This is a genomic window from Halomonas sp. C22 (assembly GCF_007655045.1).
Classification (GTDB): Bacteria; Pseudomonadota; Gammaproteobacteria; order Pseudomonadales; family Halomonadaceae; genus Vreelandella; species Vreelandella hamiltonii.
The window spans coordinates 63,462-82,122 of the sequence record NZ_VBVC01000008.1 but is presented as its reverse complement, the minus strand read 5'-3'; the positions used below and the strand labels follow the sequence as shown (position 1 = coordinate 82,122).

Genomic DNA, 18,661 nt, shown 5'->3' with positions numbered 1-18,661 from the left:
TTTAAAGGGTTGACCGCTCACGCACGAGCCAGGGGGCTAGCCAGTGCATCAGTTGGGCCACCACATAGGCGACAAAGAAAAAAGCTGGGTTTGAAGGGGGCGCTGTTGTCAGCACTATGGCGAATAACGCCACCGTCAAACCAAACTTGCCCGCTGCAGCCTGATAAAGACTGAGCACATTACGCTGTGGTTGTCGATTATTTCGCTGACGCTGCCCACGCCACACAAAATAGATGGTCGGTAGAAGGCTGATCAGCCCCCCCGACAGGGCAGATACTGCTGCCTCGATGCCGACCATGACGCTTGCCAACATGGTCACCAGCAAGAACGCCACCAGTTGAGCAAGAAACAGCCGCCGAAAATCCAATAGACGCCGACGGGCAGGCGCTGCACTTTTCACTTTGACCACGACTCCGTGCAGGCTGGGCTGCTGCTCAATGGGATACCGAGTACGCCCGTTCGTCCAAGCAAGCTTTCGACAAACACGGCGGATTATAGGGAAGCGCTATCACACCTTCAACCGAAGTTGCACGGATTTCGTACGTTTTGGCGTTTACTTGCGACCAAAGGGTTAAAAAAAGGCCACATATTTCATTAGCCTGCTACTTTATGTGCGCAAGAATGCCATCCAGCTCTTCAAGACTTGTATAACGTATGGTGACTTTGCCTTTGCCCTTCTGACCGTGATCGATGGAGACAGGCGCGCCCAAAAGTTCGCCAAGGTGCGTTTCGAGACGCGCCACATCGGCGGTCTTGGCCACTTTTTTGGCCGATGCCGCCGGCGCCTGCTGGGTGTCGTGCACTTTTTTTACCAGCGCCTCGGTGTCTCTCACCGTCAGGTCCTGGTTGACCACTTCATGGGCCACCTGGCGTTGCTGGGCGCTGTTCAGCGACAGCAGGGCACGGGCATGCCCCATGTCCAGATCGCCACGCTCCAGCAGGGTCTGTACTTCCGAGTCCAGGGCCAGCAAACGCAGCAGGTTGGCCACCTGCGTGCGGGATTTGCCCACGGCATCGGCCACCTGCTGCTGGGTAAGCTCGAACTCTTCAGCCAGACGTTTCAATGCCAGCGCTTCTTCAATGGCATTGAGATTTTCACGCTGAATGTTCTCGATCAGTGCCAGCGCCAGTGCCACGTCGTCGCTGACATGGCGAATGACCGCCGGAATGACATCCAGCTCGGCCAGTTGGGCAGCGCGCCAGCGCCGTTCACCGGCAATGATTTCATAGCGATCCGGGCCAATCGGGCGAACGACGATCGGCTGCATGACCCCCTGGGCGCGAATGGAGTCGGCAAGCTCCTCCAGTGCCTCGGGCTGAATGTCGCGGCGAGGCTGGTACTTGCCCCGCGTCAGTTGCCCCAGCGGCAGCCGCTCCAGGCGTTCGGCATGGGCATCGTCCTGCGCTGCCTCCGCGGAAGCACCTTCCGGCAGAAGGGCCTCTGTGCCTTGTGAGGCGCTACTGGTCAGGTCCAAACTGTCACGACGACGGGCGCCCGCACCAATCAGGGCATCCAGGCCACGTCCTAGCGCGCGTTTACGCGTCATTCGCTTTCCCTCGTTGAACGTTACGTACTTCGAACCTTACAGCGACAGCCGCCGTAACGACAGGCGTTACAGTGACAACCGTCGAATCATCTCTTTGGCCAGCACGCGGTAGGCCTGGCTGCCCCGCGAAAAACGGGCGTACTGGGTCACGGGCAGGCCATGGCTTGGCGCTTCTGCCACTTTCACGTTGCGCGGAATGGTGGTTTTCAGCAGCGCATCGCCGAAAAAGTCGCGTAGCTGCTTGTCCACTTCCCGCGTGAGGCTGGTGCGCTTGTCGTACATGGTGCGCAGGATACCGGAGACGGCAAGCTCGGGATTCACGCTCTGCTTGATCTGTTCCACGGTATCCAGCAGCGCCGAGAGTCCTTCCAGAGCGTAAAATTCACACTGCAGCGGGATCAGTACGCCATGGGCTGCAGTAAGCGCATTCACCGTGAGCATGTTCAGCGACGGCGGGCAGTCGATCAGCACCACATCGTATTCGTCGGCCACGCTGGCCAACGCCTGAGAAAGGCGACTCTGCCGCTGCTCGGCGTCCAGTAGCTCGACTTCCGCCGCCGTCAAATCGCCATTGCCCGGCAAGACATCGTAACGAACCGACAAACCGCGCACGATAGCGTCGCTGGCCGAGGTTTCCCCCAGCAGCACGTCCAGCACGCTCTTTTCCAGATCGTACTTGTCGATCCCACTGCCCATGCTGGCATGCCCCTGGGGGTCGAGGTCGACCAACAGTACGCGCCGGTCCAGGGCGGCCAGGCTGGCGGCCAGATTGACGGCTGAAGTGGTCTTGCCCACGCCGCCTTTTTGGTTGGTCAGGGCAATGATCTGGCTCACTACTCAACTCCTTTTGGGGTCAGGATCAACAGCTGCCGCTCGGCCGTCTCGAAGGGTACATTCAACAGGTGCCGAGCCTTCAGTTCAACACCTGCTGGCAGGTCGCGCAGCTCGTCATCGGCACCGGGGCCCTTCATGGCCAGCCACTGGCCGTCGGCGGTCGGTAGCGGGCGCGTCAAGGTCACGAAGTCCACCAGGCTGGCGAAGGCCCGCGAGATCACCTGATCGAAGTGCTGGCCCGCAAACTGTTCGACTCTTGCCTGAGTGGGCGTCACGTTGCTCAGCGCCAGCTCCATGACGGCCTGCCGTTGGAAGCGAACCTTCTTGCCGTTGCTGTCCAGCAGCGTCACCTGAAGCTCGGGCTTCAAAATCGCCAGCACCAGCCCAGGCAAGCCTGGCCCGGCGCCTACGTCCAGAAGTCGGGGCCCCCGTATGAAGGGCGCCACCGCCGCGCTGTCCAGCACGTGGCGAGACACCATTTCATCGACGTCGCGTACGGCGGTGAGGTTATAAGCCCGGTTCCACTTGTGCAATAGCGCCAGCAGCCCCAGCAGCTGCTCACGCTGGGTGGGCGTAATGGCGATATCCAGTTGGGCCAGCCCTTGCTCCAGTCTGGGGGCTACGCTACCGGGCAGGCTTTCAATCAGCGGCGGCAAGAAACTCATCCGTTGGCAACCTCGGTATGGCTGATCAGGCGGCGCTTTTTCAGGTGAATCAGCAGTATCGAAACGGCAGCAGGCGTCACTCCCGAGATACGGGCAGCCTGGGCAAGGGTTTCCGGCCGCGCGGCGCTGAGCTTCTGGCGAATCTCGTGGGAGAGCCCCTCCACGTTGTGATAATCCAGCTCAGCGGGGAGCGCAGTGGCTTCGTGGCGCTTGAGCTTGTCGATTTCGTCCTGCTGACGATCGATGTACCCCTGATACTTGGCCTGAATCTGCACCTGTTCGGCGACAGCTTCATCCTCCACGCCGCCGCTTTCCATGCCCGGCAGGTCGGCAATATCGGCGTAGGTCAGTTCAGGGCGCTTCAGCAAATCGCTCAGGCAGTACTCCCGCGACAGCGGCTTGCCGGTTTTCTCGGCGATACTGGCGGCAGCCGGGCTGTCGGGATGTACCCAGGCGCTGGACAAGCGCGTGGCTTCACGCTCGATGGCATCACGTTTCTGGCTGAAAGCCGCCCAGCGGGTGTCATCGACCAACCCCAACTGGCGGCCCTGCTCGGTCAGGCGGAGGTCGGCATTGTCTTCACGCAGCAGCAGCCGATACTCGGCGCGCGACGTGAACATGCGATAGGGTTCCTTGGTGCCCATGGTGATCAGGTCATCCACCAGAACGCCTAGATACGCCTCGTCACGACGTGGGTACCACGCCTCCAGCTGCTTGGCTCGCCGTGCCGCGTTGAGCCCCGCCAGCAACCCTTGAGCACCCGCTTCTTCGTAGCCAGTGGTGCCGTTGATCTGTCCGGCAAAAAACAGGTTGTGGATAAATTTGGTTTCCAGCGAGTGCTTCAAATCCCGCGGGTCGAAGAAGTCATACTCGATGGCATAACCCGGGCGCGTGATATGGGCGTTTTCCAACCCTTTGATGGAGCGCACGACCTGCAGCTGCACATCGAAGGGCAGTGAGGTGGAGATCCCGTTGGGGTAGAGCTCGTGGGTATCCAGGCCTTCCGGTTCGATGAACACCTGATGGCTCGATTTGTCGGCGAAGCGATGCACCTTGTCTTCGATCGACGGGCAGTAGCGGGGGCCGATGCCTTCGATTACCCCAGAGTACATGGGGGAACGATCGAGGTTGTTCAGGATGATCTCGTGGGTGCGCTCGTTGGTGTGCGCAATATGGCAGCTCACCTGCTGAGGATGCATGCCCCGATGCCCCAGGTAGGACATGATCGGCGTGGGCGTGTCGCCTGGCTGCTCTTCCAGCTGTGAAAAGTCGACGGATTTGGCATCGATACGCGGAGGGGTACCGGTCTTCAACCTGTCGACGTGAAAAGGCAGTGCCCGCAGTCGCTCAGCCAGCGCATTGGAAGGCGGGTCGCCTGCGCGGCCACCACGGCTTTGATCCAACCCGATGTGGATAACCCCGCCAAGGAACGTGCCCGTGCTCAGCACTACCGACTCGGCATGAAAACGAATGCCTGTCTCGGTCACTACACCGCGTACGGTGTCGTTATCCACAATGAGGTCGCCAGCCGCCTGCTGAAAAATCGTCAGGTTCGGCTGGTTTTCCAGCATGCCACGAATGGCGGCCTTGTAGCGGATCCTGTCTGCCTGGGCGCGGGTCGCGCGTACGGCAGGCCCCTTACGTGCGTTGAGTACTCGAAACTGGATGCCGCCCAAATCCGTGGCTAGCCCCATGGCACCACCCAACGCATCGATCTCCTTGACCAGATGGCTCTTGCCGATCCCACCAATGGCGGGATTGCAGGACATTTGGCCCAGCGTCTCGATGTTGTGGGTCAGCAATAGGGTTTGACAGCCCATGCGAGCAGAGGCCAATGCGGCTTCGGTTCCCGCATGGCCACCGCCGATGACAATCACGTCAAAGCGGTCGGGGTAGTTCAAGAGACACCTCGTCTTGTGCCCAAGGCACGGATGATGTGGTCAGCGGATCACCGCTGTTGGAATAAGCCCGCCAGTATAAACCTCCTGTGGGTAACCGTCAGGTTTTTCCACACCCCTGCTATCAGTGGTTTTATAAATTAATAACAAAATAAAAATATATAAGAGAAGTTCTGTAAATGTAGTTACTAATGGTGTGGACAAAATCTGTTGATAAATGGTTTTTTTCTATATGAATCATTATTTTGTATTGTTGACCAAGTAGTGGCGAACCGGCGGAGTGCCTGCGTAGAAGCGGTGACGGAGCTGTGGATGAAAAGCTTACTTACCCACAGGCCAGGTTAACGACGGCTTATCCACCGCTGGCTACCGCGCTTGTTACCGCACCTGTGAACAAGTGATCTGGTGACCATCATATGCGTTGAAAGATGCCCATGGCGCGGGTGTTAGCCAGATAGTGACCGCCGAGGAAAAAATATTATCCACAGGCAAAAAAAAGGCCTGTCGCAAGGACAGGCCGGTCTCTGAGGTGCCCTGATGGGCTGCTAGTGTTTCAATACGCGCGCCAAGAAGGACTGGGTGCGTTCGTGCCGAGGTGCGTCGAACAGCTGTTCCGGTGGCCCTTGCTCGGTGATTTCCCCTTTGTGAATGAAGATGACGCGGTCGGCTACTTCCCGTGCAAAGCCCATTTCATGGGTCACGATAACCATGGTCATGCCTTCCTTGGCCAGCTCACGCATGGCGTCCAGCACTTCACCGATCATCTCCGGGTCTAGCGCCGAGGTGGGCTCGTCGAAGAGCATGAGCCGGGGTTCCATGGCCAGCGCACGCGCCAGTGCAACCCGCTGCTGCTGCCCTCCAGAGAGCTGGCTGGGGTACTTCTGTGCCTGATCGGCAATGCCGACGCGTTCCAACAGCCGCTGAGCCGTCTCTTCGGCATCCGAACGGCTCCAGCCACGCACTTTCATGGGGGCCAGGGTAATGTTGTCGATGACGCTCAGATGAGGGAAGAGGTTGAACTGCTGGAACACCATGCCGACTTCGGTGCGGATGGTTTGCAGGGCCTTGCTGCTTTTGCCATCCGGCAGCAGCGTATTGCCATCGACATCGAGGCTGCCGGACTGAAACTCTTCCAGCCCGTTGATGCAGCGGATCAGCGTGGATTTACCGGACCCGCTGGCGCCGATCACGACGACGACTTCTCCGGGGACGATTTCCAGGTCGATGTTCTTGAGCACATGCAGGCTGCCAAAGTGCTTGTTGAGCTTCTGCATTTGCACAATGGGCGATGAGGTCGAAGTCATTGTGCGCTCCTTATTGGCCAACGACGCCGCGCCGTTCCAACTGGCGCAGGATGATAGAGAGGGTCCAGGTAATGGCCAGGTACATCAGGGCGACCATGAAATAGACTTCCAGCGCCGTAAAGGTGGTGGCAATGTAGATCTGCCCTTGGCGCACCAGCTCACCCACGCCAATGACGGAAAACAGCGAGGTGTCCTTGATGCTGATGATGCCCTGGTTGCCCAGCGGGGGGATCATGCGGCGGAAGGCTTGAGGCCAGATGACGTAACGAAACGACTGCGCTCGGGAGAGCCCCAGCGACAGCGATGCTTCGCGTTGCCCGCGTTCGATCGACTGCACGCCTCCACGTACGATTTCGGAGATATAGGCCCCTGAATTGACGGCAATGGCGGCAATGCCGGCCACCAGCGCATTGATGGGGCCACCCAGCAGTTGGGGCAGGCCGTAGAAAATGAACAGCACCTGCACCAGGATGGGCGTACCGCGAAAGACTTCGACATACAGGATGGCTGGCCAGCGTAGCCAGCGCGTGCGGCTGATGCGCAGCAGGCCAAAGAAGATGCCGATGAAAAAGCCAATGGCCAGGCCGCCGAACGAGATCAGCAGTGTCCACGGAATACCGGGTAACAAGTAGGGAATCGAGCGGAAAGCGGCCGCCCAGTCGAATTGAAAAGTGACTTCCACGTGACGTCTCCAGAACAGCACCACACAATGATTCAGGGCCGGGGGCTAGGCCGCCCGGCCCTGTAAACGCGAGATAATGCACTTACCTCAGACAGTGCTTACTCTTCGTCGGAGGACTCACCAAACCATTTCTGGTAAATCTCGTCGTAGGTGCCGTCTTCACGCATGGCCGCGAGTGCTTCATTGGCGGGTTCTACCCACTGGCTACCCTTGTGGAAAACGATGCCGTACTGCTGGCCTTCGTACAGGGGGCCGACGACCTTGGTGCGACCTTCACCGCGTGTTTGCGAGAAGTAGGCAACGTTGGGGGCATCGTAGAACGCCGCATCGACGTTACGCCCCAGCAGGGCCATGTACATGTCGCTATTGCCTGGATAGGGAGTGATATCGGCGTCGTCGCCCAGCTGTTCTTGCAGGAAGTCGTAGCTGGTGGAGCCGATGCGCGTGGCGATGGAGAGCCCGGCCAGGTCTTCGATGGACTCTACGTCATCGTTGTCGGCACGCACGATGATCTGCAGGCCCGAGTCGTAGTAGGGGTCAGAGAAGTCGACGATCTGCGCACGCTCTTCGGTGATGGTCACACCGGCAATGGCAATTTCCTGGCTGCCGGTCTGGACGGCCGGAATGATGCCCGCGAACTCCATGGTGGTGAGATTGACTTCGAAGCCAGCCCGTTCGGCGATTTCGTTGATGATGTCCATGTCGAAGCCGATCATTTCACCGGTTTCGGGGTCGAGCATCTCGAAGGGCACAAAGCTTGGGTCAGTCACCACATTGACCGTGGGTGTGTCAGCAAACGCAGTGGTACTGCCCAAGCCCAGTGCAACGGCAGTGGCGATAGCGGAGGTGGTAAAAAAGTGTTTCATTAGTTTCCCCGAGTTTTATGTGGTTTCCGTCACCGTTTATAGCGTGTTTCTTCTTATAAACCGGTCGATGAACCGTTATTGACCTTTTTACCTTGGCGAGAAACCGCCAAGGCGTCAAGTCATGGGGAAGTCGTTGCGACCAACGCTGGTCATACCATGAACGAGGCACCACAGCCGCAGGTGGTGGTGGCATTGGGGTTTTGCACGCGAAAACGCGCCCCTGCCAGGCCCTCTTCGTAGTCCACGGTAGAGCCGACCAGGTATTGGTAGGAGAGGGGGTCTACCACCAGCGTGGCATCTCCGAATTCGATCAGGGTGTCGTCCTCTGCCACGTTGTCGGCAAAGTCAAAACCATACTGAAAGCCGGAACAGCCACCACCGGTGACATAGACACGCAGCTTGAGGGCTGGATTGTGCTCTTCGGCCATGAGTGCCTTGATGCGCTGGCGTGCACTGTCGGACAGCATTAAAGGGGTTGGAACAAAAGCTTCTGCACCGCTCATGGGTACCTCCCGCGAGCTTTAGGAACGAATAGACGGCATGGGGGGATTATGGGTAATTCCCAGCAAAATGGTCAACTATTGCCGGGAATTACTGCGGCTCAAGGCATCAGAGCGGGGGCTTTGAGGCCCATCTGCTCATCGAAGCCAAACATCAAGTTCAGGTTCTGGATGGCCTGGCCGGAGGCACCCTTGACCAGGTTGTCGATGACGGAAAGTACCACCACCGTATTGCCGTTGCCCGGACGATGCACGGCGATGCGGCAGGTATTGTTGCCTTTTACGCTGCGGGTTTCCGGGTGGCTGCCGGCGGGCATGACGTCCACGAACGGCTCATCGGCAAAGCGTTTTTCGAACAGTGCCTGCAAGTCGCCTGGCTCGGTGCTGAGGGTGCTGTAGAGCGTGGCGTGGATACCGCGGATCATGGGAGTCAGGTGGGGGACGAAGGTCAATCCCACGGTGTCTGGCTGCATGTCGCCCAGGCCCTGACGAATTTCCGGCAGATGGCGATGGCCGCCTGCACCGTAGGCTTTCATGGACTCGCTGGCTTCGGCCAGCAGCGAGGCGACCTTGGCACCCCGCCCAGCGCCGGTGACCCCGGACTTGCAGTCGGCAATCAGCTGATTCGGGTCGATCAGGCCCGCTTCCAGCAGCGGCAGGTAACCCAGCTGAACGGCGGTGGGGTAGCAGCCGGGTACCGCGATCAGACGCGCGGTCTTGATCTTTTCACGATGCATTTCCGGCAGGCCGTAGACCGCCTCTTTCAACAGTTCAGGGGCGCCGTGGGGCTGGTCGTACCAGCGGCTCCACTCGTCGGCATCGCGCAGGCGAAAGTCGGCCGACAGGTCGATGATGCGGGTTCCGTTGGCCAATAGCTCGCCTGCCAGCGCATGGGCCACGCCATGAGGGGTGGCAAAAAAGACGGCGTCCATGGCCCCCAGGGCCTTGGCATCGGGCTCACTGAAGGTCAGGGTATCGTAGTGGCCTCGCAGGTTGGGGTACATGTCGCAGACCTTGACGCCTGCTTCCGAGCGCGACGTTATCGCTTGAACATTTACCTCGGGGTGCTGGGCCAGCAGCCTCAGAAGTTCAACACCGGTGTAGCCAGTGCCGCCTACAATGCCAACGTTTATCACAGATCACTCCTTGCGCCTTCTGCACAGTCCTGGCAGCGGTAATTAGCAGCCTAGCAAGTTTTGCGAGGCTGTTGATGTGTCTCCAGCTATGATACACAAGAGAGCAGGCGCATAAGAGCACTGCGTGTCGTAGACCCACTCTACCCAACCAAGGACGAGCGTTGTGGCAGGTTTTTCGCGGTCAGATTTCACCTTAGAGGGTTTTCGTCGCCAGCTGGCCAATGTGGATGCCTTGCCGCAACTGTGTGTGCTGGGCCTGGTGTCCGGTGTCATGACCGGGGCCGTCATGGTGGCATTCAGGCTGCTGCTGGAGGCGGGAGCCGCGCTGTACATGCCGGACGGTAACCCGGAAGGCTTCGAAGCGCTGCCCCCGTGGGTCAGAGTGCTGCTGCCCCTGCTGGCCGTGAGCGTCATCGGTGTGCTGCTGTATCGTCAGAAGGCCACCGCACGCAAGCTGGGCGTCGGCCATGTCATCGAGCGCCTGACCTACCATCAGGGGCGTTTTCCACTGCGTAACTGGCTCAACCAGTGGTGGGTCGGGGTGGTATCGGTGTTGGGCGGTCTCTCTGCTGGCCGTGAAGGACCGGCGATTCATCTGGGGGCGGCGGCTTCCAGTGGCCTGGGGATGCGGCTGCGGCTGCCGCACAACAGCCTGCGTGTGCTGGTGGCCTGTGGAACGGCGGCGGGTATTTCTGCCTCTTTCAATACGCCCATCGCGGGGGTCATCTTTGCCATGGAAGTGGTCATGATGGAGTACACCCTGATGAGCTTCATGCCGGTGATCCTGGCTTCCACCATGGGTGCGCTGGTGGCTCAGCTGGCGTACGGCAACGAGCCAGCCTTCCGCATCCCTGAAGTAGCGCTTGGCTCGCTGATGAACTTGCCCTGGATAGTGGTGACGGGGCTGGTGATTGGCCTGATGGCTGGCGTATTCATTCATCTGGCACGCCATGCCTTCCTGGAAGGGCTGCCGTTATGGCTGAGGCTGGGCAGCGTTGGAGTGGCCACGGGAGCACTGGCGTGGTGGTTTCCTGAAATACAGGGCATTGGCTACGATAGCCTGGCCGCGGCGCTGAATAACCAACTGACCGTTAGCGTATTGCTGGCGCTGATGATCGGCAAACTGCTGATCACGGCCCTGACCGTGGCGGGCGGGGTGCCGATCGGTATCATCGGCCCCGTGCTGGTGTCGGGTGCAGCCACCGGCGCACTGGCAGGCATGCTGGGTGGCTGGCTATGGCCCGACAAGGCGGCAGATCCCGGGATTTATGCCATGCTGGGGATGGCCGCCATGATGGGCGCCGTGCTGCAGGCTCCGCTGGCGGCCTTGATGGCACTGCTGGAGTTGACCCACACTCCCCACATGATGTTGCCTGGCATGCTGGCGGTGGTGGTGGCTTGCCTGACCTCGCGACAGTTGACGGGCTGTGAAGGGTTTTTCGTCAGTTCGGTGCGGTATGGCATGCACCCCTTGCAGCAGCCGTTGATGCAGGCGCTTTCCAGAGTGTCGGTGCCTGCGGTCATGGAGCGCTCTCTGGTGCGTACCGAGCGCATGATCACCCTCGAGCAGGCCCGCCAGCGGCTGGAGACCAACCCTACCTGGCTGGTGATCGAACGATCCAGCGACGACAAGCCGGTATTGGGCTTGAAAGCGGCAGAGCTGGCCCGCTGGTTGCTGGAGCATGACGAAGCCTTGAAAGAGGGAGCCGCGCAAGAGGAGGAGTTGATCGACCTGCTGGAAATTCCCGGGCAGCGGCTGGAAATGGCCCCCATCGGTTTGCAGTCCACCCTGTCGGAAGCCTTCCTCAAGCTGCAGGACAATACGCTGGATGCGCTCTACGTGATTCATGGCTACCGACCAAAGCAGCAGCGAATTTCAGGTATCATTACTCGCGGCGCCATCGAGCGCTATTACCACTATACCGATACACGTCATTCTGACCCCCGTGACCCCACTGTTTCGCAATGAGCGCACCTATTAAGGAGAGACCATGTACGAGTGGATAAAGGCCATTCACCTGATGGCCGTTGTGACCTGGTTTGCTGCACTGTTCTATCTGCCACGGCTATACGTGTACCACGCGATGGCGCGCGACAAGGGGGATGTCCAGGCCATCGACTACTTCAAGACCATGGAGCGCAAGCTTTATCGCGGCATCATGACGCCCTCCATGATCGTCGTGCTGCTGTTTGGCGGCTGGCTGCTTTACCTGGTACCTGCCTGGTTCACTCAGGGCTGGATGCACGTGAAGCTGACGCTGGTAGTATTGCTGGTGGCCTATCACCACGTATGTCTGATCTATTTGAAGCAGTTGGCCCAGGATCGCTGCACCAAGAGCCACGTGTTCTTCCGCTGGTTCAATGAGGCCCCTGTCGTGGCCCTGATCGCCATCATTCTTCTGGCGGTAGTGAAACCCTTTTGATGCGCCAACCACTTCCTCCCGTTGTACTGGTATTGGCAGGCCATGATCCTACCGGCGGCGCTGGACTGGTTGCCGATAGCGAAGCCATCGCCGCGTGTGGTGGCTGGGCAGTGACCATTCCCACCGCCCTGACCGTGCAGAACTGCCATAATGTCACCACGGTATTGCCAGCCGATGCAGCTGCCATGCGGCAAATGGCAGAAGCGCTGGTCGACATGCAGATTGCCGCCATCAAGCTAGGCTTGCTGGCGGACGAAGCAACCTTGCGTGCGGCCGAGCAGATCGTGCGGCGTTTTCCGGGTGTACCGGTGGTGGCAGACCCCGTCTTGAAAGCGGGCGGCGGCACTGAGTTATCCACACCCCGTTTGCAGAAGCTTTATAGTGACCGTCTGCTTCCCCTTGTGGATATCCTGACGCCCAACCGTCATGAACTGATCGCGCTCACGCCTGAGATCGACGCACCGTTCGATGATACGGCCCGCGCTGTTTCGTTGTTATCGCGCGGGTGCCAGGCGGTACTGGTCACCGCCACGGATGAGCCTCTGCCCGGCAGCGGGCAGCAGGTGGTCAACACACTGCATTCGCCCGATACCACTCGCCAGTGGCAGTGGCCCAGGCTGCCGGAAGTATTTCACGGGTCCGGATGTACGCTGGCTTCCGCCCTGGCCGCTCGTTTGGCGGTAGGTGAGCGCTTACCTACGGCTTGCGAACAGGCACAGCACTTTACCTGGGAGAGTTTGTCACACGGCTATCAGCCGCCCAGCGGGCAGTGTTTGCCTCAACGTTTATCACGCCCTGCACGCTTTTGATTTTTATTGTCCGTCAGCTATTGCTATAGAGGATGCCATGACCACATCTGCAGAATTATTTGATCTGGCCAGTCGCCATATTCCCGGTGGCGTGAACTCGCCGGTGCGCGCCTTCAAAGGCTTGCATCGTCCCCCGGTGTTCATGGAGCGCGCCCAGGGGGCCTACCTGTTCGACGTCGAGGGCAATCGTTACATCGACTATATCGGTTCCTGGGGGCCGATGATTACCGGTCATGCCGACCAGGACGTGCTCGCCGCCGTGCGAGCGCGACTGGATAGTGGGCTCTCCTTTGGCACGCCTACGGCAGTAGAGACCACCATGGCGGACCTGATCTGTGAGATGATTCCGTCCATGGAGATGGTCCGCATGACCAGTTCCGGTACCGAGGCGACCATGTCGGCCATCCGGCTGGCGCGGGGCACCACGGGAAGAGACAAGATCGTCAAGTTCGAAGGCAACTACCATGGCCACTCTGATTCGTTGCTGGTCAAGGCGGGCTCTGGCGCGCTGACCCACGGTGAGCCCAGCTCGCCCGGTGTGCCTGCTGCGCTTGCCGAGCACACCATCACGCTCTCTTATAATGACCCGGAAGGTGTAGAAGCGTGCTTTGCCGAGATCGGCGAGCAGATTGCCTGCATCATCGTCGAGCCCGTGGCGGGCAACATGAACTGTATCCCACCCCAGCCTGGTTTCCTGGAAACCCTGCGCCGTGTGTGCGACCAGTACGGTAGCCTGCTGATTTTCGACGAGGTGATGACTGGCTTCCGTGTGGCCCTGGGCGGGGCCCAGGCCTATTACGGCATCACGCCTGACCTCACCTGCCTGGGCAAGATTGTGGGCGGGGGCATGCCGGTCGGGGCGTTCGGCGGCAAGCGTGACATCATGCAGAACATCTCGCCGCTTGGCCCGGTGTATCAGGCAGGCACCTTGTCGGGTAACCCGCTGGCCATGGCCGCAGGCGTCGCGCTGCTGACCAAGCTGCAGGTGCCGGGTTTCCATGATGCTCTTACCCAGCGTGTGCAAACCCTGTGCAACGGCCTGCAGGAGCGTGCCAACGCCGCGCGGGTACCCATGTTGACCCAGTCGGCGGGGGGAATGTTCGGCGTTTTCTTCACCTCGCAATCTCGGGTCGATAATTTCGCTCAGGCCACGGCGTGCAACCCGGATGCTTTCCGCCGCTTCTTTGGTGCGATGCTAGACCATGGCGTCTATCTTGCACCGTCTGCCTACGAAGCGGGCTTCATGTCCAGCGCCCATACCCCAGAAGATATCCAGCTCACGCTGGATGCCGCCGAAAAAGCCTTTGCCGTCATGTAATATTCAGTAACGGAGGGTATGTCGACTGCTACACTACAAGGGCCGCTCAACATGAGCGGCCCTTGTGGTTACCGAGGTAGCTCACCATGATACGACGGCCGGTTTATCACGCTTCACGCTTTTACGGCGCGCTATTCACCGCCGTTCTCACCCTTGGCTCGCCCTTGGCAGGGTTGGCCGCACAGGAGCAGGATATGACCCAGATCCACATCACCATGAGCGGCTCCCCTGGCGCAGAGTTCTCCGCCGAGTGGCGCATTACCCATGACGGCGAAACCGTCGAGCATCCGGAAACCCGTGGTACGGTTCCAGCAGAATTCACCTTCGAAGGCGATACGTTGGAAGGCACCGTCAAGCTGTTGAGCGATGACGAGCGGCTGGAAGTCGATATCGTCAAGGGCAGCAACCGTTCCCGCTCTTCGACTCAGGGCAAAGGTGGCACGCTGACGCTGATGGTGCGTTAAGGCATAAAAAAACCGCCCCCGAAGGGGCGGTAGCGAGCATTCGGTATTGCTTAGTGGCCTTGGCTGACCACGTTGTAGTTGCCATTGCCGTTGGTCACGATTTGCGAGAAGTGCTGGCCTGCTCCGTTAAAGGCACCACTTTGGTTGACGAAGTGGGTGTTAAGACTTCCATTGGTGCTGATGAAAGAGTCATGACCGTAGCCGGTTTGAGTGACGGCTGCGTAGTTGAAGCTGCCATTGAGGATGATATCGCTGTCCAGCTCATCACCGGTTTGGGTAGTGTAAGTGCGGTTGAAGTTGCCGGATGCTTTCACGTAGCTATCGTTAAAATCGCCATCTTGCACCACGTTGGACTCGTTAGCCCAACCTTCCTGCTGTACCCAAGAGTCGTTGAGCTGACCTTGCTGGTCCACGTTGGCCAGGTTGCCTTTGCCACTCTGTACGACGATGGAGTCGTTGGTGACGCCTTCCTGGGTAACGTAGGCAGTGTTCAACTGGCCGGACTGGGTAATCGTGGAGTAGTTGTTACCAGGCGCGGTGCTGGCAGTGCCGACGATTTCGTCTTGAGTGACGTTAGCACGGTTGAAGCTACCTTCCTGCTTGATGCGAGAATCCTGGGTGCCCCACTGGGTGACCGAGGTACGGTTCAAGTCACCGTTTTGCTCGATCTGGGAGTCGCTGCCTACGGCACTGCCGGCATACAGTGAACCAGCCATGCTATCGACCGCTGCGCGGGAGCCGTTGAACTGCCAGCTGGGAGCCGTTTGTGCCATGGCGGCAGCGCTCATGGTCAGTGCGATGGCAGCAGCGATAGTAGTGATTTGAGTTTTCATGGTTACATCCCCTTTATGATGGCTTGCTTCGTTGGTTACTGAGATAGCGGCAGCAACTCAGTAAGTTTCGACGGTGACTGGGCGCAGGGTGCTGGAGTAGGCTTGTTGCTCTACGCCGATGCTGCGGTAGCCACTCCCCGATTGTGAAACTTGGATATCGCTTTGATGACCCACTTGATTGATATAGGCTTCAAGCGATTGTTGGTTTCCAGCTTGGGTGAGATGTGCTTTGTGATGGTTGCCTTGTTGGAATACCACCCCGAAGTTATTTCCCCCACGTTGCTCCATGACGGCAATGTTTCTGCTGCCCAGCTGAGTGATTCGAGAAAAGTTGCCTCTCTGGTAACTCGCTGAGTAAGACTGTGAAACCATTGCCTGATTGTTATTGCCGACTTGCTCGATGATGCTGTAGTTGCCTTGCCTGGCAGTGTCTACCGAATTGAAATACTGTTCGATACGTTGGTCAGCGGCGTTGGCCGAGGCTGAAATCGATACCATCGCTGCCACCAGGCTTGAAGCGGCGATCTTCAGGAGTCGCGTCTTGTTACTGGTGTGAGATGCTGCGGAAGGTTTCATTTTTCATCCCTCTGAAACTTTTTGTATCGTTTTGTATTTCATGTGTTGAGTTTGATCGATTATTGGGTTGACGCCATAAGCAGTTTGAATAGTTACGAGAGGGTTTTTCTCATAATTTACTACCAAAAAAGTATGAGTTTCCTAATGCTGTGATGGCATAAAAAGACGCGGCCCTATCCAAAGATAGGGCCGCGTCTTTTTATGAACTAACGCCGTCATTGATTACAAAGCAGGTATTGGCGCATTCAGATAGTCTGCTAGTACGGTATTTTGCAGCGTCGTGCCGTTGGGCAAGTTCCATAGATTGTTTTCGACGCCACGTGCGATCAGGTGAATGACCGCAGATTCAATGGCTGACATGACGGCCAACTGAACGGGCTCGTTCGTGGTGATACCTGCTTCGGCTTCCAGAAGACGCCTGAAATCGATGAAACGGTAAACACCGGCACGCAACTCTTTGGAATAAATGGTTTTGGTCGTGGTCACGTTGGCCAGGATTTCACCCGTCGAGATCTCCACGGCGCGCAAATTCACGGTGACCTGGTCTACTTGATACTGCCCCGACGCACCAATACCGAAGTATTCAGCCCCGGCACCCCCCGTACGGATGTTGGATTCATAGGCAATGATGCCGCCTTCCAGCATGACGGAAGCTGCTCTGAGAGAAGGCAAATTATCGGGTTGGCCAAAACGCTCGAACTCTGCGCGGATGATACGTCGCTCCGTCAACAGGTTTTGTAACCCTACCCGCTCCAGCGGTATGAACCATCCCGAATCAGCCAAAGCGCCGGTCAGCATGGCGGCAGCCCCCTGCGTCACCGCCGTTGAAAAGGTGCTGGCAGGTGCGGGACGGTACTGCCCGGTCTGATCACGAAAGTCATACACAGAAACAAAAATCTTGCCTGCGGGTGGCGGTAGCGATACCAGGTCCTGGTACGTGGCTCCTCTGGGGGTAAGTGTGGCCTGTGCTCCTTCCAGGTTTTCGGAGTTGGCCACCATTCCTGCGCAGCCACTCAAGAGGCTGACAAGGAGCATGGACGCGATGATTTTCATGTTGATCCCCTGACGACACTGTAAGTGATGGTGTTATGTGTTGTGTGTGCCGAAACGCTGCTAAGGGTTGAATAGCCCACCGACGCTGATGTTGGTCACGTCGCCAGTGACTTTATCCACCACTCTCACGATCAGCTGCCCCCCTTCATCGCGGACGACGACGCTAAACTCACCGCTATCGAAGGAGCCCTCTCCAATGTTTCCCGCCCCGACATCCGTGATCAGCTGAGAGATCAGCCGACTCTCCAGGCTTTGGATGAGTCGCTCGGTGGAAGAGATCGGCTCGATACCGCGTGCGTTGGGATCGACGTTGGTATCCTGTGACTGGGCTTTGCCCAGCAGATAGGTGCCCATGAACGGGTCTCCTCCAAACGAAGGGTTCAATGGGCGATAGATCAATTCGCCTGCAACGCTCTCAAGAGTAACGACTCCCAACATGACAGCCGTAGCGAAAGCGCAGGCTTTGCGGTGAGTGTTCATCAGTTCAACTCCTCTCTACCCAGGTCTTTATCGGATGTGATGGCGGCGGTAAGCTGCTGTTGAAGCAGCGCTTCTTCCACGATATTTACAGCTTCTCCGGCAACACGGTCCGCTTCGTTGATTCGGGGAGAGAGCTGTGTTCTGAAATACATGCGGTTGCCTTCCATGACCCAGATCTGGCTTCCCCAGCGAGCATCTGGGCGCTCTTGAATGGTCAGGGTGGCGTTGCCGATGATCAGGTTATCCATCGCCCGCTGACTGAAGGCGCGATAGAACGTTTTTCCGGCCATGGTGATCGTTCGATCTACCATGATGCCGGTCAGCTCACTGCCCCTGTTCACTCGGCCTTGAACTTCCGGGCCATCTGGGCTCGACAGCTGATTGATGGCATCTATCTCCGCTTGCTCATTGACGGGCAAGGTGCTGGCGGGGTCAGCAGGTTCATTGGCGTGACTGTAAAGCCCTGATCCTGAGCTCAGCAGTACCGTCATGATCAAGAAATGGCGAAGGTTCATGGCGTTTACCCCTGTGCCTAGCGATGCCGTTGCAGGCTTCGCGCGGCCTCCATGTTGGGGAGGATGGGGCCCAGGTTCTGGTGGATCCAGTTGAGCGCCTGAATACGATTGTGTACGTTGATTTTTCTGAAGATATTGTAAAGATGTGACTTCACCGTATGCTCACTGACGAACAGCTTGTCGGCGATTTGCTGGTTGGACGACCCATTGCTCAGCAGTGAAATGATTTCCATCTCTCGATTGGTCAGGCCACAAGCCGGGCGAAAGGCGTTGCTCTGATACTTGCGGTAAAAAAGGATAAGCCGCGCCATCAAGTCGCGTGACATCCACAACTCCCCCTCCAGCAATGAGAGGATGCCCTTGCAGATCACTTCCAGGCTTTCGTCCCGGTAAAAAACGCCTTTCAAATGAGCGCAGGAGAGTGCTTCCAAGGCGTGATCCATATCTCGCACATTGAAGGCTGCCAGCGGTGATTTCGCGAGCGAATCCGACAGTTTGTCCTGCCATTCTGGCAGTGCATCGACGCCGATATGGTCGCTGTCGATGAGGATCAACAGTCGATCGGTGATTGTGGCAGGCAGTTGAGCAGCAGGTGAGTGAACGCTCACACTGCAGCCCGTGTGCTCATGCAGGTAATCAGCAAATAGCTGTGCTTGAGGGCTTTTTTCGGTGACGATGTACACCAAGCCGGGGGTCTTTTGCTGGGACATTGGGGGAGCCTCATTCAAGGAGAACATCAGCAGGCGACCCTAACAGTG

General features: G+C 58.3%; 21 protein-coding genes. 5 read left to right on the top strand and 16 right to left on the bottom strand.

The window, feature by feature from the left end:
- Nucleotide 1: 1 nt before the first annotated feature.
- The 10 genes from FEU76_RS14690 to argC all read right to left on the bottom strand — a co-directional run bounded on the left by FEU76_RS14690 (nt 2) and on the right by argC (nt 9,432).
- Nucleotides 2-400: an ATP synthase subunit I gene (locus FEU76_RS14690; RefSeq protein WP_227407380.1), complete on the bottom strand. Its 399-nt coding sequence runs from the start codon at nt 398-400 to the stop codon at nt 2-4.
- A gap of 202 nt (nt 401-602) precedes the next feature.
- Complete coding sequence (locus FEU76_RS14685; protein WP_144983968.1) at nt 603-1,547, bottom strand: ParB/RepB/Spo0J family partition protein; 945 nt, start codon at nt 1,545-1,547, stop codon at nt 603-605.
- Nucleotides 1,548-1,613: 66 nt separating this feature from the next.
- A complete protein-coding gene (locus FEU76_RS14680; protein WP_039179044.1) occupies nt 1,614-2,381 on the bottom strand; it encodes a ParA family protein in 768 nt (255 codons plus the stop codon).
- Entirely contained in the window at nt 2,381-3,046 is a 666-nt protein-coding gene (rsmG, locus tag FEU76_RS14675; protein WP_096921747.1) for a 16S rRNA (guanine(527)-N(7))-methyltransferase RsmG, read from the bottom strand. The genes FEU76_RS14680 and rsmG overlap by 1 nt, the downstream gene beginning before the upstream one ends.
- On the bottom strand, nt 3,043-4,947 hold the full coding sequence (mnmG, locus tag FEU76_RS14670; protein WP_096921746.1) for a tRNA uridine-5-carboxymethylaminomethyl(34) synthesis enzyme MnmG: 1,905 nt from the start codon (nt 4,945-4,947) through the stop codon (nt 3,043-3,045). Before mnmG ends, rsmG begins: the two co-directional genes overlap by 4 nt.
- A 542-nt stretch (nt 4,948-5,489) precedes the next feature.
- Nucleotides 5,490-6,248 carry an amino acid ABC transporter ATP-binding protein gene (locus FEU76_RS14665; RefSeq protein WP_144983966.1) on the bottom strand — a complete coding sequence of 253 codons (759 nt, stop codon included), beginning with the start codon at nt 6,246-6,248 and terminating at the stop codon, nt 5,490-5,492.
- A gap of 10 nt (nt 6,249-6,258) precedes the next feature.
- Complete coding sequence (locus tag FEU76_RS14660; protein WP_016915590.1) at nt 6,259-6,930, bottom strand: amino acid ABC transporter permease; 672 nt, start codon at nt 6,928-6,930, stop codon at nt 6,259-6,261.
- A gap of 98 nt (nt 6,931-7,028) precedes the next feature.
- Entirely contained in the window at nt 7,029-7,796 is a 768-nt protein-coding gene (locus FEU76_RS14655; RefSeq protein WP_052196408.1) for a transporter substrate-binding domain-containing protein, read from the bottom strand.
- A 149-nt stretch (nt 7,797-7,945) separates the two neighbouring features.
- Nucleotides 7,946-8,299: an iron-sulfur cluster insertion protein ErpA gene (gene erpA, locus FEU76_RS14650; RefSeq protein ID WP_026001913.1), complete on the bottom strand. Its 354-nt coding sequence runs from the start codon at nt 8,297-8,299 to the stop codon at nt 7,946-7,948.
- Between the two features lie 98 nt (nt 8,300-8,397).
- Entirely contained in the window at nt 8,398-9,432 is a 1,035-nt protein-coding gene (argC, locus tag FEU76_RS14645; protein ID WP_039179056.1) for an N-acetyl-gamma-glutamyl-phosphate reductase, read from the bottom strand.
- 163 nt (nt 9,433-9,595) lie between these two features.
- Between argC and FEU76_RS14640 the strand changes: the two genes are divergently transcribed.
- From FEU76_RS14640 to FEU76_RS14620, 5 genes are all read left to right on the top strand, one after another.
- Nucleotides 9,596-11,401 (top strand): chloride channel protein, encoded by a 1,806-nt coding sequence (locus FEU76_RS14640; RefSeq protein ID WP_144983963.1) that lies wholly within the window; start codon nt 9,596-9,598, stop codon nt 11,399-11,401.
- Nucleotides 11,402-11,423: 22 nt separating this feature from the next.
- The gene (gene hemJ, locus FEU76_RS14635; RefSeq protein WP_016915595.1) at nt 11,424-11,855 is read left to right on the top strand and encodes a protoporphyrinogen oxidase HemJ; all 432 of its coding nucleotides are present in this window, start codon (nt 11,424-11,426) and stop codon (nt 11,853-11,855) included.
- Nucleotides 11,855-12,664, top strand: a complete 810-nt coding sequence (gene thiD / locus FEU76_RS14630) for a bifunctional hydroxymethylpyrimidine kinase/phosphomethylpyrimidine kinase (RefSeq protein WP_100731119.1) — start codon at nt 11,855-11,857, stop codon at nt 12,662-12,664. Before hemJ ends, thiD begins: the two co-directional genes overlap by 1 nt.
- A 37-nt stretch (nt 12,665-12,701) precedes the next feature.
- Nucleotides 12,702-13,982 carry a glutamate-1-semialdehyde 2,1-aminomutase gene (hemL, locus tag FEU76_RS14625; RefSeq protein WP_144983960.1) on the top strand — a complete coding sequence of 427 codons (1,281 nt, stop codon included), beginning with the start codon at nt 12,702-12,704 and terminating at the stop codon, nt 13,980-13,982.
- Between the two features lie 194 nt (nt 13,983-14,176).
- The gene (locus tag FEU76_RS14620) at nt 14,177-14,446 is read left to right on the top strand and encodes a hypothetical protein (protein ID WP_227407384.1); all 270 of its coding nucleotides are present in this window, start codon (nt 14,177-14,179) and stop codon (nt 14,444-14,446) included.
- Between the two features lie 50 nt (nt 14,447-14,496).
- Here the strand turns inward: FEU76_RS14620 and FEU76_RS14615 are convergent, their stop codons facing one another.
- The 6 genes from FEU76_RS14615 to FEU76_RS14590 form a co-directional block, all read right to left on the bottom strand.
- Nucleotides 14,497-15,279, bottom strand: coding sequence for a curlin subunit CsgB (locus FEU76_RS14615; RefSeq protein WP_144983957.1), 783 nt, complete (start codon nt 15,277-15,279; stop codon nt 14,497-14,499).
- A 57-nt stretch (nt 15,280-15,336) separates the two neighbouring features.
- Nucleotides 15,337-15,855 carry a hypothetical protein gene (locus FEU76_RS14610; protein WP_144983954.1) on the bottom strand — a complete coding sequence of 173 codons (519 nt, stop codon included), beginning with the start codon at nt 15,853-15,855 and terminating at the stop codon, nt 15,337-15,339.
- Between the two features lie 222 nt (nt 15,856-16,077).
- Nucleotides 16,078-16,908 (bottom strand): CsgG/HfaB family protein, encoded by an 831-nt coding sequence (locus tag FEU76_RS14605; RefSeq protein ID WP_039179075.1) that lies wholly within the window; start codon nt 16,906-16,908, stop codon nt 16,078-16,080.
- Nucleotides 16,909-16,968: 60 nt separating this feature from the next.
- Nucleotides 16,969-17,346 carry a curli assembly protein CsgF gene (locus tag FEU76_RS14600; RefSeq protein WP_373294998.1) on the bottom strand — a complete coding sequence of 126 codons (378 nt, stop codon included), beginning with the start codon at nt 17,344-17,346 and terminating at the stop codon, nt 16,969-16,971.
- Nucleotides 17,347-17,387: 41 nt separating this feature from the next.
- A complete protein-coding gene (locus FEU76_RS14595; RefSeq protein ID WP_039179081.1) occupies nt 17,388-17,903 on the bottom strand; it encodes a CsgE family curli-type amyloid fiber assembly protein in 516 nt (171 codons plus the stop codon).
- Between the two features lie 17 nt (nt 17,904-17,920).
- Complete coding sequence (locus tag FEU76_RS14590; RefSeq protein ID WP_039179084.1) at nt 17,921-18,613, bottom strand: LuxR C-terminal-related transcriptional regulator; 693 nt, start codon at nt 18,611-18,613, stop codon at nt 17,921-17,923.
- Between the last annotated feature and the right edge of the window lie 48 nt (nt 18,614-18,661).

Bases quoted from the DNA above. Each gene is read 5' to 3' on its own strand.
- FEU76_RS14685 (WP_144983968.1), bottom strand. From the start codon at position 1,547: ATGACGCGTAAACGCGCGCTAGGACGTGGCCTGGATGCCCTGATTGGT.
- rsmG (WP_096921747.1), bottom strand. From the start codon at position 3,046: ATGAGTTTCTTGCCGCCGCTGATTGAAAGCCTGCCCGGTAGCGTAGCC.
- FEU76_RS14665 (WP_144983966.1), bottom strand. From the start codon at position 6,248: ATGACTTCGACCTCATCGCCCATTGTGCAAATGCAGAAGCTCAACAAG.
- FEU76_RS14655 (WP_052196408.1), bottom strand. From the start codon at position 7,796: ATGAAACACTTTTTTACCACCTCCGCTATCGCCACTGCCGTTGCACTG.
- erpA (WP_026001913.1), bottom strand. From the start codon at position 8,299: ATGAGCGGTGCAGAAGCTTTTGTTCCAACCCCTTTAATGCTGTCCGAC.
- hemJ (WP_016915595.1), top strand. From the start codon at position 11,424: ATGTACGAGTGGATAAAGGCCATTCACCTGATGGCCGTTGTGACCTGG.
- thiD (WP_100731119.1), top strand. From the start codon at position 11,855: ATGCGCCAACCACTTCCTCCCGTTGTACTGGTATTGGCAGGCCATGAT.
- hemL (WP_144983960.1), top strand. From the start codon at position 12,702: ATGACCACATCTGCAGAATTATTTGATCTGGCCAGTCGCCATATTCCC.
- FEU76_RS14620 (WP_227407384.1), top strand. From the start codon at position 14,177: ATGACCCAGATCCACATCACCATGAGCGGCTCCCCTGGCGCAGAGTTC.
- FEU76_RS14615 (WP_144983957.1), bottom strand. From the start codon at position 15,279: ATGAAAACTCAAATCACTACTATCGCTGCTGCCATCGCACTGACCATG.
- FEU76_RS14610 (WP_144983954.1), bottom strand. From the start codon at position 15,855: ATGAAACCTTCCGCAGCATCTCACACCAGTAACAAGACGCGACTCCTG.
- FEU76_RS14605 (WP_039179075.1), bottom strand. From the start codon at position 16,908: ATGAAAATCATCGCGTCCATGCTCCTTGTCAGCCTCTTGAGTGGCTGC.
- FEU76_RS14600 (WP_373294998.1), bottom strand. From the start codon at position 17,346: ATGTTGGGAGTCGTTACTCTTGAGAGCGTTGCAGGCGAATTGATCTAT.
- FEU76_RS14595 (WP_039179081.1), bottom strand. From the start codon at position 17,903: ATGAACCTTCGCCATTTCTTGATCATGACGGTACTGCTGAGCTCAGGA.
- FEU76_RS14590 (WP_039179084.1), bottom strand. From the start codon at position 18,613: ATGTCCCAGCAAAAGACCCCCGGCTTGGTGTACATCGTCACCGAAAAA.